The organism is Paenibacillus sp. FSL R10-2199, assembly GCF_038000235.1.
Lineage (GTDB): Bacteria > Bacillota > Bacilli > Paenibacillales > Paenibacillaceae > Paenibacillus_AQ > Paenibacillus_AQ phytohabitans.
This window is the reverse complement of the sequence record NZ_JBBOBO010000001.1, coordinates 206,553-219,951: the sequence shown is the minus strand read 5'-3', so window position 1 is coordinate 219,951 and position 13,399 is coordinate 206,553. Positions and strand designations below refer to the sequence as shown.

Sequence of the window (13,399 nt, the reverse complement as noted above, 5' to 3'; positions counted from 1 at the left end):
TGAACATTAAATGAATATCAAGCTTGGACAAGCGGTTCCGGACTTTACGCTCCCCGCTTCCACAGGGCAGGAAATCAGCTTAAGCCAGTATCGCGGCAGGAAAGTCCTGCTCTACTTCTATCCCAAGAATATGACACCCGCCTGCACGCAGGAAGCCTGCGATTTCCGTGATGCCCATGACAGGGTTACAGCCCATGGAGCGGTTCTGCTGGGAATCAGCCCCGATAATCTCGCCTCACACGGCAAATTTATCGCGAAGAACGGTTTGCCATTCCCTCTGCTGTCCGATGAGGAGCATAAGGTAAGCGAATTATTCGGAGTGTGGCAGCTGAAGAAGCTCTACGGCAAAGAATTTATGGGCATTGTGCGCTCCACCTTCCTGATTGACGAAGAAGGAATTCTGATCGCGGAATGGAGAAAAGTCCGGGTCAAGGGCCATGTGGAGGCCGCATTAGAACAAATCGTGAAATAATTAAGTATGCTAGGAGTTAATTGTATTTGTCTGTTACTTTTTTAACAGCTTTGGTCAGCCTCTCTCATGATATAGTTGCCTCATATTACTTCAAATTTGGAGCAAGGCATGGGGGATGGCATGAAAATACTGCGTATTGGGCTTGACGTCGGATCAACTACGGCCAAATTGGTTGTTATGCAGCGGGATACAATTATTTATCAAGATTATGTGCGTCATTTCAGCGATATAAAAAAAGCGGCGCTATCTCTCTTGTCCGATGTACAGGACCGGTTCCCGGATAGCGAAGCAGCACTCACTGTAAGCGGCTCCTCCGGTTTATCACTATCCAAACTGGGGGAGATTCCGTTTGTCCAGGAGGTCATTGCCTGCACCAAGGCGATCAGCGAACGGATTCCGCAGTGCGATACAGCGATTGAGCTTGGCGGGGAAGATGCCAAGATTATCTATCTCAGCGGCGGCATTGAGCAGCGGATGAATACCGCCTGTGCTGGCGGTACCGGAGCGTTCATCGATCAGATGGCCTCGCTGCTGCAGACCGATCCCGGCGGGCTCAATGAGCTTGCAGTGAAGCATGAACGGATCTATCCAATCGCTTCACGCTGCGGGGTATTTGCCAAGAGTGATGTGCAGCCGCTGCTTAATGAAGGAGCACGCCGCGAGGATGTGGCGGCCTCCATCTTCCAGAGCATTGTGAACCAGACGATCAGCGGACTTGCCTGCGGACGGCCGATCCGCGGCCGTGTGGCTTTTCTGGGCGGACCGCTGACGTTCTTGTCTGCACTCCGCGACCGTTTTGCGGATACGCTGGGACTTAAGGAAGGCGACATACTGTTCCCGGAGCATTCACAATATTTTGTAGCGATCGGTTCGGCGCTTGCGCAGTCGGATCCCCTGTTCCTGCCGCTGTCTAGCTGGATCTCGCGGATTGCTTCCGTGGACTTCTCGCTGGACCGTGCGGAGGATGCCGAGCTGGCACCGCTGTTTGAGACTGCGGATGATCTGGCGCAGTTCAGACTCCGCCACGGCCAAGCGACAGCACCGCGTTCCGAGCTATCCGCCTATCGCGGACCTATTTATCTCGGCATTGATGCCGGCTCTACAACGACAAAGCTGGTGATTACCGGGTCGGCGGATGAGATTCTATACACTTCCTATGGAAGCAATAAAGGCAATCCGCTGCAGTCTGTTACGGATGCGCTGAAGGAAATCTACCGGATTCTGCCGGAGGGCTGCTACATCGCCGGAGCTTATGCTACCGGTTACGGCGAGGGATTGGTCAAGGCCGCACTGCGGACAGACGGCGGCGAAGTGGAGACGGTAGCGCATTATAAAGCGGCCTCCAAATTCATGCCGGAAGTAGACTTTATCCTCGATATCGGCGGCCAGGATATGAAGTGCATCAAGATCCGCGGCGGCGCTATCGACAGCCTGATGCTTAATGAAGCCTGCTCGGCAGGCTGCGGCTCCTTCCTGGAGAGCTTCGCTTCCGCGCTGGAGCTTGGCATTGAGGAGTTCGCGCAATCGGCGCTCGAATCCAGCAAGCCGGTGAATCTGGGATCACGCTGCACCGTGTTCATGAATTCCAAGGTGAAGCAGGTACAGAAGGAAGGCGCGTCTCTGGCCGATCTCTCGGCCGGACTTGCCTATTCAGTTATCAAGAATGCCCTGCAAAAGGTAATCAAAATCCGCAATCCTGAGGATTTGGGCCGCAACATTATTGTTCAGGGCGGCACTTTCTACAATGAAGCCGTACTGCGGGCCTTCGAGCAGCTGACCGGGAGAACCGTGGTCAGACCTGATATTGCCGGCGTTATGGGCGCCTACGGCTGTGCGCTGATTGCCAAAGAACAGGCTGGCCCGGAAGGGATTAGCACTATTCTGGGACCTGAAGAGCTGCATACATTCCAATACTCAGTCTCTCCCGGCCGCTGCAGCCGCTGTGCCAATAACTGCGCGCTGACCATCAGCCGCTTCCCGGACAAGAGCTTCCACGTGACCGGGAACCGCTGCGAGCGCGGGGCAGGCGGCAAGAAAGAGAAGAATACGCTGCCGAATCTGATGCAGTATAAATATGAACGTTTCTTCGATTATGAGGGATTGCCTGAAGAAGCGGCGGTACGGGGCACGGTCGGAATTCCACGGACGATGAATATGTTCGAGAATTATCCGTTCTGGCATACCTTCTTCACCTCTCTGCGCTACCGGACTGTACTGTCGCCGAAGTCCACCAAGAAGCTGTATGAGAGCGGAATGGATACCATTCCGTCGGAATCCATCTGTTATCCGGCCAAAATGGCTCACGGGCATGTGCAGAGTCTGATCGGCAAAGGCGTCGACTTCATCTTCTATCCTGCGGTTGTCTTTGAGAAGAAGGAGGATGAAGCCGCCCAGAATCATTTCAATTGCCCGGTGGTTGCCTCTTATCCAGAGGTAATCCGCAACAATATGGATGGGTTGAAGGAGCAGGGGGTTCCTCTAGTCAGTCCGTTCCTGACCTTCGATGATATTCCGGCGCTGACGCGGGTGCTGGTGAAGACCTTTGCCGATGTTCCCAAGGAGGAGATCGCTGCAGCTGTACAGGCGGGACTTGCGGAAGCCGATCAGGCGAAGAATGATGTGCGTACGAAGGGTGAAGAAACGCTGGTCTTCCTTACGGAGACAGGGACGAAGGGGATTCTGCTCTGCGGACATCCGTACCACGCTGATCCGGAGATCAACCACGGTATTGCCGATATGATCACCGGCATGGGTCTTGCGGTGCTGACCGAGGATTCGGTCTGCCATCTGGACCACAGTGAAGGAGACGTAGGCGTAGTCAACCAATGGACCTACCATGCGCGGATGTACCGTGCGGCCCGGCTGGCTGCGGGAAGAAACGATCTGGAGCTTGTCCAGCTGACTTCCTTTGGCTGCGGTATTGATGCGATCACCTGCGATGCCGTTCAGGAGATTATGGAACGCCACAATAAGGTCTATACGCTGATTAAGATTGATGAGATCAGCAATCTGGGGGCCGCACGTATCCGTCTGCGTTCCCTGCTGGCAGCTATGCGTGAGCGGGAGCAGGGGGATGTGCAGCCTCAGCTGCTGTACAAGACGCAGGCAAATGTGCCGTTCACGAAGGAAATGAAGGAAACCTATACCATTCTGGCTCCGCAGATGTCACCGATCCATTTCGAGCTGTTTGAACGGGTGTTCCAGGATGCAGGCTATCGTCTGAAGATCCTGGAATCAACCGGACCGCAGGAGACCGAGGAAGGTCTAAGGTACGTGAACAATGATGCCTGTTATCCGGCGATTGTAACCATCGGGCAGATGCTGTCCGCGCTGAAGAGCGGGGAATACGATCCGGACCGGACTGCCGTAATCATGTCACAGACCGGCGGCGGCTGCCGGGCGACCAATTACATCTCCCTGCTGCGCAAGGCACTGAAGGATTCGAATCTGGGGCAGATTCCGGTTATTTCACTGAATGCATCCGGCATGGAGAATCAGCCGGGCTTCCGGATCAGCCTGAAGCTGGCGAACCGCCTGATTGCTGCGGCCTGCTACGGTGATCTGATGATGCGTCTTCTGCACCGCTTCAGACCGTATGAGACTGTTCCGGGAAGCGCCGGAGCCTTATTCCGCAGCGGTATGGAGCGCTGCAAAAAAAGCCTGTCGAACTTCTCGTTCCGTGAGTACAAGCGGCTATGCCGTGAGATCGTCGCTGAGTTCTCCCGGCTCGCGGTTAACCCGGCAGTGAAGCCGAAGGTGGGCATTGTCGGTGAAATACTGATCAAATTCCATCCGGACGCCAATAACCGCATTATCGATATGATTGAGGCAGAAGGCGGAGAGGCTGTAATGCCGGATTTCCTGGACTTCATTTTCTATTGTGTCTATAATCCGATCTACAAAGCCGAGCAATTCGGCAAAAGCAAACGGCTGGGATATATTAATCCCATGCTGATCTCGTATCTGGAGATTTACCGCAAGCCGGTCAAAGTGGCGCTGGAGCAAGCGGGACTGGCCAAAGGCCGGGAGAATATTTATGGGCTGGCCGAGAAAGCAAGCCGTCTGGTCTCTGTAGGCAACCAGATGGGCGAAGGCTGGTTCCTGACAGCGGAGATGATGGATCTGCTCGATAATGGCGTGAACAATATCGCCTGTATTCAGCCATTTGCCTGCCTGCCGAATCATATTACCGGCCGGGGCATGATTAAAGGACTGAAGGAGCTGTATCCGGGCGCGAATATCGTTGCCATCGACTATGATGCCGGGGTCAGCGTCGTGAATCAGGCTAACCGGATCAAGCTGATGATGTCAATTGCCAGCGGACTTGCGAGCGGCAAACAACCGTCAGCAGAGGAAATCGCACGGCTGCAGCCTACTTTAACTGGCACTGTGGGCTGCGGGATATAAGCCCAGTGATGCTGTAAAGCCCTGCATATGCCAAAGAGCGGACCGGATTAATCTCCGGCCTGCTCTTTTTAGATTCATCCGCTTTCTGTGGTGGAACTCCCGTAACTCTTCATAAATTCCTGCCCATAATACAACAATTCCCTCCTCCTATCGGCCCAAAACCAGAATTGTTGTATAAAAGGCAGCATTTCACCTTTTTCAAGCAGCTCAGCAGGAATATTCTTGCATTTCATACAACAATCCTCCCGATCACCCCGTAATCCATGAATCAAAGTTGCAAAACGTACAACATTTATGTCTACAGAGCTTCCTAAGAGGTCTCCATTCTGCCGCTAAAGAATCAAGTGTAAGGCATTGAGCATTGACGTATTCCGCCAGTCCGCAGCGACTGACCGGAATTTGAATGGTTGTTGCCTTAAGTGCGGTTAATATAGCTCACTTCTGCAGCTTCTGCTTCACGCGCATCGCTTTGTTAAGATGGACGAAATTATGCCGTGTGGAAGGCATCAGCACCAGTCCGGCAAGGGTCTTGCCGCCCCAGTAATCGAGTAGCCACTGCTCGGTTTCCAGGACGGCTTTTTCCTCCAGCACCCTGCTGAACTGCGCCGGAGTGGCTTTGCGCCCGAATTGCCCCGGCTGCACAGCGGAAATGATGGAGCGTGTTCTGATTGCTACAGCACGCCGGTATGCCGCTAATGCCCCGATATTCACCTCTGCACTGAATGCAGCCACTTCCTGATCACTCATTCCATTACCGGAGTGGATGAAAGGGGTCTGCAGGCTCTCTGCATAGTGCTCTGAATGAAGCACCTGCGCACGGTCTGCACCAAGGATGTTCATGGTGATGTCCTCGATCCGCGCGCTGTGCCATATATGCCAGACTATAGAATTACGGCTGCCGGGCGTATGAACAGGATAGCTGCGCAAAGTAGACTCTAACAGATTGTTCCATAAGGAATCCTCGAAACTAGGCTGTTCCCCGCTGCTTATGTCTGCAGCATACAGGGCTGAATGCAGCCTCAGGAATAAAGCGGCAGCTTCAGCATGCGCTTCAGGCTTTACGATGATCTCCGACAAAAGCTTATGGTCCCCGCTCCAGCTCTTACGTTGTTGCTCCAGACTCATTTGTTTTCCCCGCTTTCCGTGTAATTCATATTTTGGACCCGGGAAGTCCACAATAAACGCAAACTTTTGCCGGTGGCATCCCGGTAGGAGTGAAAGAATAATTACTTTTTCAGAAAATTTCTGCAAGTTATTGACGAATAAATAGGTAAATAGTAAAATAGTTCGTATGCGAAGTATTATTTCATATTGGGCGATTGGAGGGATTGAGGTTGGAGGAAAAGGAAAAGCAATTGGACGATATTCTGTCCTCTTTCCGATGCATCAACCATAATTTCCAGCAGCTTTTGTGGAAGGACGCAGAAGAGCTGAAGATTACATCTACCCAGCTAATGGTATTGCGTAAGTTGTCGGCACATCCCGATATCGGTATCACTGAGCTTGCAGACCTGCTGCATCTTGGCAACAGCGCGGCAAGCGGAGTGGTGGACCGGATGGTGAAGGCTGGACTGATTACCAGAGAACGCTCGCAGAGCGACAGACGTATATTTAAGCTGGCGATGACCGATAAGGGCAAGGAGATCCGGGAGTTAAGCAAACAGTCTCTGCGCAGGTATCTGCAGCCACTGGCTAATATACCTGCTGAGGATGCTGGAGAATTGCTGCGGTTGCATGGTGAAATCATCAAAATTCTAGAACAAGGGAGAGACAAAAAGAAGCTATGAGTACAATTACTGCAGACACTGCATCGTCTAAAGCGATCCGCAGAGGTCCGATTATCGCAGCGCTCCTGATCGGCGCCTTCGTGGCGCTGCTGAATCAGACACTGATGAATGTGGCGCTGCCCAAAATGATGGAGGACCTGAAGATCGCCGCCAATACGGCGCAATGGTTGACTACAGGGTTCATGCTGGTTAATGGTGTACTGGTGCCAATCAGTGCTTATCTGGTAGAGAAATTTACGACCCGCCAGCTCTTTACGACGGCGATGATGCTATTTTCCATAGGTACACTGGTTTGTGCAATAGGATCAGGCTTTGAAATGATTATGGTCGGCAGAGTTATCCAGGCGGTAGGTGCCGGGATTCTGATGCCGCTGATGAACATTGTGTTCCTGCGCATCTTCCCGATTGAAGAACGCGGCAAGGCCATGGGACTTATGGCGGTTGCGATGATTTTTGCTCCGGCAGTCGGACCTACCTTGTCCGGTTGGGTGGTTCAGAACTACTCCTGGCGCGTGCTGTTCTACATCGTGCTTCCGCTGGCGATCTTCTCGATGCTGCTTGGCATGAAGACGATGCAGAATGTAGGCAAACTGACTTCTCCGAAGCTGGATAAGCCGGGTGTGGTTCTTTCGACCCTGGGCTTTGGCGGCTTGCTGTATGGCTTCAGTGACGCAGGAACGGACGGCTGGGGCAGCACCACAGTTATCCTCTGTCTGATCCTGGGTATTGTCTCCCTGGGGCTGTTCGTATGGCGTGAGCTTACAGCGGATAAGCCGCTGCTTGAATTCCGCATTTTCCGCTACAACATGTATTCACTCACTACAGTAATTAACATTATTGTGACTATGGCTATGTACGCAGGTATGATCCTGCTGCCGATTTATCTGCAGACGATCCGCGGATTTACACCTATGGAATCCGGACTGATGCTGCTGCCGGGTGCGATTCTGATGGGTATTATGTCTCCGATCACCGGAATTATATTTGATAAAATCGGTGCAAGATGGCTGGCGGTTATCGGCCTTGCCATCACAGCCATTACGACCTGGGAATTCAGCCAGATCAGTGACAGCACAACCTATACACATCTGATCCTGACTTATACTGCGCGGATGTTCGGGATGTCCATGCTGATGATGCCAATCGTAACTGCCGGCCTGAATCAGCTGCCGCAGCGTTTGGCTTCGCACGGTACGGCAATGTCCAACACCTTGCGGACCGTTGGCGGTGCACTGGGTATGGCGCTGTTCGTCAGCCTGATGACCAACCGTACGAAGAGCAACATTACCGATGCACTGACAAGCGGTGCGGTATCGCAGACCGATAAGGCGGCGATGCTTAAGCTTACGCAGGAAGCAACAATTAACGGGATTACCCATGCGTTCACTGTAGCTACCTGGGTGACAGTTCTTGCCCTGGTGCTGGCGTTGTTCATCAGAAAGACTTCCCCGCAGCCGGATTTCCTGAAGACGGAAGAAGAGGATGCAGTACAGCCGCAGCCTAACAAGGTGAAATCGCAAAGAGCTTAGTTGTATGAACAGGCTATAATTTCAACAAAGGGACTATCCGCAAAGCCGTACGGTTTTGCCGGGTAGTCCTTTTGTTGTCCGTTTACAGCCTCAGCTAATCCCGGCTCCCTTGCTCCAGCGCTTCAGCTGCGGAAGGGAATACCCCAGCATCTGGCGGGCGGCAGCTTCATCCATCCCTTCCTCCACCAAGTACCCGGCACAGAGATCGGTCATCTCCTGCAGAGTGATATCCGGCTGCTTGAATTCACCATGCTCATAACAGTAGATGCAATACTCCTCCGTTTTGTTGCCTTCCTTGTCGCTGCCCTGCAGCTCAGTTTCGTTAACCGGCATTCCGCAGCTTTGGCAGAACAAGCCCTCCGTTTGTTTCATTGACGCCGTTTCCATATTGCACACTCCTCAGGGTTCTGGTTCAGGCGGTGTTTGCCGCCTCTTCCTGTCCAGTATAAGCCGGCAAACCTGACAGCATAGATTCAGGTTCATGTGCGGGTTATGGAAAAAAGATACTATCCCCTTCTTTGTTCAGCAGGTAGTGCTGGCTGCGGGAGGCTGGAGGCGTATTTGGCAGCAACGCCTCCGGCCAGCTCGCCTATTCTCCGGCGGATATGTTCCGGCCCAAGCACCTCCAGTACGGTTCCGAAGCTTAGCAGGAAACCGAACAGCCAATCATTCTCAGGATAATGGACGGTGAGGGTGTACCCGCCGCGGTCATCCTGCTGCAGCTCCTCGGAGTCGAAATACTCTTCCGCAAGATGCCTGCCTTCCGGTGCGAATTGCAGCCGGATCGGCTGGATATTCTGCGGTTCTTTCCAGCCGTCCGTCCAGGGCAGCTCCTTCAGCGGAATATCCTGGCGGGTATAGTGCCGCTTCTCCTTCACCAGCGCTTTCATCCGCAGCAGCTTGAAGAGCCGGAAATCCCGGCGTTCTGTGCAGAAACCGTATAAGTACCAGCTTTGTCCTTTGAGTACAAGGGTGTAGGGTTCAACGGTACGCGTACTTGCCCGGCCTTCGGCCGAGATGTATTCGAAGAAGATGACTGTATTTTCCTCCAGCGCCTCTTTAAGAAGGCTGATCCGCTCCTCCAAAGGGCCCATCAGTCCCCAAGGGGAGAGATCAACGATCATCTGGGTGGTCTTGCTGCGGAAGGCAGCTGTCTGGGAAGGGGGGATCACACTGCTGATTTTCTCCATTAACAGCTGGTGCCCTTCACCGCCATAAGAGGAGACGCTTTGCAGTGCGCCGAAGATATCGGCCAGCTCACGCTCGGATAGAACATTACGGTCCAGCCGGTAGCCTTGCATGAGGCCGATACCGCCCCCGGCCCCCTGATACGTGACGACAGGAATACCTGCGGTATTAATGCTGTCTATATCGCGGTAGATGGTGCGTACGGAGACTTCGAACATATCGGCCAGCTCCTTGGCCTGAATCAGCGGCCGGTTCAGCAGCAGAATGACAATGGAGAGGAGACGGTCTATTTTCACAGAAATGCACCCGCTTTCTTTCAGGTTAATGGTCTAAGCTTAGCAAATTGTCTGAAATAAAGCATTGCTCCAAATTTCATATTATATTATCATCTAATTAGATATTTATATAATTTAATGAGGGGCTAAAGTTATGAGCACAAATGCAGGATCACTTGCGGGACGCAATAAAGGCTATCAAAGGCTGTTTGCAGCCGGGTTAATCAATGGTATCGGCGACCGCTTCAGCAGTATTGCCATGCTGGCCCTGGTTCTTCATTTGACCGGGTCGGGAATGGCCGTAGGGATATCGCTTGGCGTGCGGGTGCTGCCTTATCTGTTCATGGCACCGCTTGGAGGGTTACTGGCTGGCAGACTGCCGCGCACAACAATCATGATGGCTGTGGATTTCCTGCGTGTCCCCGTAGCCTTGTCCTTGCTCTGGGTAGACGGGGAGCATATGCTGTGGCTGGTGTATACCGGCAGCTTTGTGATGGCAGCGGGTGAAGCCATCTATAGTCCGGTGCGCAAATCTTCCATCCCGCTGCTGGCAGCGCCGGAGGATTTGCTGCGGATCAACAGCCTGGAACAGCTTTTGAACGGCTGCGTGCTGATTCTTGGCGCCTTTACAGGAGGGATTGTCTCGCTGTATCTCGGTCCGGACATGGCCTTTGTTATGAATGCTGTGTCGTTCCTGGCGGCCGGACTGCTGATAAGGGGGATTCATTATCCCAAGCAGGCACTTGCCGGAGATGCAGGCCGGGAGTCAACACCGCATGCTGAAGGCAGAAACCATACCTTAGGCTTGTCTGCCAAAGGGACACGGCGGCGGGCGCTGTGCACAGTCCTTGGAGGCAGTCTGGCACTGCAGATTGTGCTCTGCTATGAATTACTGGTGCCGGTAATCAATGGCTGGGACAATGTGCTGATCAGCGTATATGCTGTGCAGGTATTTCATGCGGGAGACAGCGGGGTGGGGGCGTTCTACGCAGCGCTTGGCATCGGGCTCAGCCTGAGTTTCTTTGCCGGGCGTTTATTCCGCAAGAGGCTCTTAGCGGTAGCACTGGGCGGTCTGCTGCTCGAGGGCATTCTGCTCATGATGATTAGCAGCAGCGGTCATTTCGCTGCAGCATTTCTGCTGTACATTCTGCTATCGTTGGCCGGAGGGATCGGCAATGCCTGTCTGGATACGCTGGTGATGAGAGAAACGCCGCCTGCGCTGCAGCCGGCCGTATTCGGCCTGCTGGCGGCAGTAAGCGGAACCTTGCTGGGTCTGTCCATGCTAGGGGCAGGCTGGCTGCTTGATGATGTGGAGCCCAGAATGCTGGGATTCGCGGGCGGGGCGGGTTTTGCTGGGATTGCGCTGCTGCTGGGAGGTTATTACCTGCTGCGCAGCAAATGGAATAAGCGGTACAGGGAGTCCCGGCCTTAATGATCTGAAAGAATCAGCGGCTCTTGGAGGTTTCTTTGACCTTGACCTTTACTTTGGCCTTCGTCTCCAGCGGAGCAGCGGATTTGTGCCGGGACAGCCGGAGAAGGATGGCATTCCGGTAACGGTACATCACAATCAGCGCAGCAATGGCTGCTGCGAAGAGGGCAATCCAGAGGGCGTAGGTTTCGATTAAGTGGAAAATGCCCATCCACTGCGGTCCGAAGATTTTGCCGATACCCAGGAATAACAGTACCCAGAACAAGGCGCCGCCATAGGCGTACATTGCGAATTTGCGGAAAGGCAGTGCGATAATACCGGCGAAGTAGCCGGTGAAATGGCGGACGCCCGGAACAAAGTAGCCGATTGAGATCAGCACGCTGCCGTACCGCTCGAACCAGCGCTGGGTCTTTTCCAGCTTGGCCGGAGAGAACATGAACCATTTGCCGTAACGCTGGATGAAGGGCAGCCCGGCCCTAAGTCCAATGAAATAAGTAATGGTCATGCCAACTGTGGTCCCTGCAAAAGCTACGATAACCAGCGTGAAGAAATCCAGCCTCCCGGTATAGGACAGAAACCCGGCGAAGGCCATGGTAGTCTCTCCGGGAAAGGGAAGAGCAATGAATTCCAGCAAAAGCCCAAAGAACAATACGCTATATCCATAGCTGGCGAACAATTCCTGTATCCATTTCAGCATTTCCATACATTCATCACTCTCCGAAGGCGGCGCGCCTGATTCTATTCTGAAGCTTGTCTTCATACAATCTACCAAATGGCGTGAAATCGCCAATAGAATGCTGGAGGTAGAGAAGATGAAGGATAGCCGGGAAAATCCTATCCGCCGGGTTATGATCCGCGGGTTGCTTGTTATGGCAGTGCTTCTAAGTATGTCAGCCCTTGGGGGCAAGGGGCAATCCCCGGCTTCATGGAGGACATTCTCCCTGCAGGCTGAAGCAGGCAGTGCAGCATCTTTACTCTCTAAGAATAATCCTCCGGAAGTCCCGGTGCAAGATTTGCCGCCGGCTGCAGTCAAGAATGCTGAAGCAGAGCCGCTGCAGCCCCACGGTTCAGGGGGTTCAGCTTATGCACTTGCTACCGATCCGCAGGCTTCTACCCTACAGAAAGTATCCGCCGCTGCGGGCACATCTAATCAGGAAGCTAAGCACAGCAAGGCAAGACGGGTCGTCTACCTTACATTCGATGACGGGCCAAGTGCGGTTACTCCCCGGGTGCTCCAGATATTGCAGGAGCAGGGAGTGAAGGCTACCTTCTTCGTGCTGGGGGAGCAAGCTGCCAGCCGCCCCGAGCTGGTCAATGCCATCTGGGAGCAGGGGCATGCCATCGGCAATCATACCTATAACCATAATTATCATGATCTCTATAGCGGATTCACGGAGTTCTGGCGTCAGATCAAACAGACAGAGGAAACGGTCAGAGGCATTACAGGGGTTCGTCCGCAGCTGGTCCGTGCACCGGGAGGCACCTTTGGCCATTTTGACAATACTTATTTTTATCTGCTGAAGCAGGCGGGCTATGAGGTGATGGACTGGACCGTAGACAGCGGAGACTCCAGCCGGCGGGGAGTGCCTGCCGCAGAGATCCTTCAGCATTCGGTTGCTGATCTAGACTCCGGGAGTGTTATCCTGCTGCTGCATGACGGGTCGGGTCATGAGCAGAGTGCCAAGGCCTTGCCGGCCATTATTGAACGCTACAAAGCCGCCGGTTATGAATTCGGCTTACTTAATGCGCAGAGTGAGCCGGTACAGTTCAGAGTGTCGGCTCAGGCAGCGGCACTGCAGCGGGTGAAGCCGTCCAAAGCCTGGATCTCGGCGAATATTGTTCCGAATGCTGAACTGTTTGCACCCGGCAAACCGCTTGCTCTGGAGGTAGGCAGGCTGGAAACCATCCTGAAGCCTGGAGAGTACAACCTTAGAAACGGGCAATATTTCGTGCCTCTCCGTACCGCCGTGGAGCGGCTTGGCGGGCAAGTCGGCTGGGATACGGCTACCCGCAGCGGACAGGTAAGCTGGAATGGGCGGACAGTGACTGTAAATTCAAAGAAACAGCAGATAGAGGTCGTCCAGCCGGACGGAGCGGTGGAGCTTAAGACAGCAGAGATACAGCTCATTGGTTCTTCCTTATGGGTATCCCTGCGGGATTTGCTCGAAGCTACAGGACATCCGCCGCTTGCGGCCAGTGTAAATGTAGAAGAGCGCAGAGTGAAGGCACTTTGAACCGATGTGTCAGCCGTTGATATAAATAGCCGGGAGAGTCGGGGCTAAAAAGAATTCGCTGAATGTCTGGGCACCCTT

11 protein-coding genes are annotated in these 13,399 nt (G+C 53.5%); 6 read left to right on the top strand and 5 right to left on the bottom strand.

The features are described from left to right. The first annotated feature begins 10 nt into the window (after positions 1–10). Both bcp and NYE33_RS00870 read left to right on the top strand, forming a co-directional pair. The gene (gene bcp, locus NYE33_RS00875; RefSeq protein WP_076246284.1) at positions 11–472 is read left to right on the top strand and encodes a thioredoxin-dependent thiol peroxidase; all 462 of its coding nucleotides are present in this window, start codon (positions 11–13) and stop codon (positions 470–472) included. A 120-nt stretch (positions 473–592) separates the two neighbouring features. After that, the gene (locus tag NYE33_RS00870) at positions 593–4,879 is read left to right on the top strand and encodes an acyl-CoA dehydratase activase-related protein (RefSeq protein WP_341064439.1); all 4,287 of its coding nucleotides are present in this window, start codon (positions 593–595) and stop codon (positions 4,877–4,879) included. Between the two features lie 74 nt (positions 4,880–4,953). Here NYE33_RS00870 and NYE33_RS00865 read toward each other — a convergent pair whose 3' ends face one another. After that, on the bottom strand, positions 4,954–5,112 hold the full coding sequence (locus NYE33_RS00865) for a hypothetical protein (protein ID WP_340948099.1): 159 nt from the start codon (positions 5,110–5,112) through the stop codon (positions 4,954–4,956). A gap of 202 nt (positions 5,113–5,314) precedes the next feature. Further along, positions 5,315–6,004, bottom strand: coding sequence for a DinB family protein (locus tag NYE33_RS00860; RefSeq protein ID WP_341064438.1), 690 nt, complete (start codon positions 6,002–6,004; stop codon positions 5,315–5,317). Between the two features lie 209 nt (positions 6,005–6,213). On the opposite strand from NYE33_RS00860, the gene NYE33_RS00855 reads away from it, so the two are divergent. Both NYE33_RS00855 and NYE33_RS00850 read left to right on the top strand, forming a co-directional pair. Continuing rightward, positions 6,214–6,666 carry a MarR family winged helix-turn-helix transcriptional regulator gene (locus NYE33_RS00855; RefSeq protein WP_039310060.1) on the top strand — a complete coding sequence of 151 codons (453 nt, stop codon included), beginning with the start codon at positions 6,214–6,216 and terminating at the stop codon, positions 6,664–6,666. Next, the gene (locus NYE33_RS00850; protein ID WP_076246289.1) at positions 6,663–8,195 is read left to right on the top strand and encodes a DHA2 family efflux MFS transporter permease subunit; all 1,533 of its coding nucleotides are present in this window, start codon (positions 6,663–6,665) and stop codon (positions 8,193–8,195) included. The genes NYE33_RS00855 and NYE33_RS00850 overlap by 4 nt, the downstream gene beginning before the upstream one ends. Positions 8,196–8,285: 90 nt before the next feature. Here NYE33_RS00850 and NYE33_RS00845 read toward each other — a convergent pair whose 3' ends face one another. Continuing rightward, positions 8,286–8,582, bottom strand: coding sequence for a zinc ribbon domain-containing protein (locus NYE33_RS00845; RefSeq protein WP_063779776.1), 297 nt, complete (start codon positions 8,580–8,582; stop codon positions 8,286–8,288). 119 nt (positions 8,583–8,701) lie between these two features. Further along, positions 8,702–9,679 (bottom strand): helix-turn-helix transcriptional regulator, encoded by a 978-nt coding sequence (locus NYE33_RS00840; RefSeq protein WP_341064435.1) that lies wholly within the window; start codon positions 9,677–9,679, stop codon positions 8,702–8,704. Between the two features lie 133 nt (positions 9,680–9,812). On the opposite strand from NYE33_RS00840, the gene NYE33_RS00835 reads away from it, so the two are divergent. Further along, a complete protein-coding gene (locus NYE33_RS00835; protein WP_341064433.1) occupies positions 9,813–11,090 on the top strand; it encodes an MFS transporter in 1,278 nt (425 codons plus the stop codon). A gap of 13 nt (positions 11,091–11,103) precedes the next feature. Here NYE33_RS00835 and NYE33_RS00830 read toward each other — a convergent pair whose 3' ends face one another. Next, complete coding sequence (locus tag NYE33_RS00830; protein WP_076246299.1) at positions 11,104–11,790, bottom strand: DedA family protein; 687 nt, start codon at positions 11,788–11,790, stop codon at positions 11,104–11,106. A gap of 109 nt (positions 11,791–11,899) precedes the next feature. Here NYE33_RS00830 and NYE33_RS00825 point away from each other — a divergent pair, with 109 nt between their 5' ends. Further along, entirely contained in the window at positions 11,900–13,321 is a 1,422-nt protein-coding gene (locus NYE33_RS00825) for a polysaccharide deacetylase (protein WP_042133366.1), read from the top strand. Positions 13,322–13,399 lie beyond the last annotated feature (78 nt).